A 335-nucleotide genomic window follows, 5' to 3' on the forward strand; every position below is an offset into this window, starting at 1 on the left:
CACACCTGATACACTATGGAAACGGTAGAATTTGATTCAGATGTTTCCGGTATATAGTTTACAAAACCAGTATCATTATTAAAAACACCTACTCCAACAGCGCTGCCTCCAATTCTTTCAATATTGGTAACACCGACATTGTTAGGTGCATTGTTGGGAAGAAAATCATCATTCTCCAAAATGTTTATTGCAACATCAATAGTTGCGGGTGTCGAACCAAAATCGTCATTGGCATTTACCGTCAAAGGGTCAGGGTCCGTATCATTCGGGTTTCCGTCGCCATCACAATCAAGGGATTCCCAATTTGCAGATTGCGGCAGGGTAACGCTTTCTGG

General features: G+C 42.1%; 1 protein-coding gene. It reads right to left on the bottom strand.

The genetic code is table 11. The features are described 5' to 3' along the window. On the bottom strand, window positions 1-335 hold a 335-nt coding region (locus AB9K32_RS00040), incomplete at both ends, for a hypothetical protein (protein ID WP_369883998.1).

It is taken from the genome of Allomuricauda sp. XS_ASV26 (assembly GCF_041224615.1).
Classification (GTDB): Bacteria; Bacteroidota; Bacteroidia; order Flavobacteriales; family Flavobacteriaceae; genus Flagellimonas; species Flagellimonas alginolytica.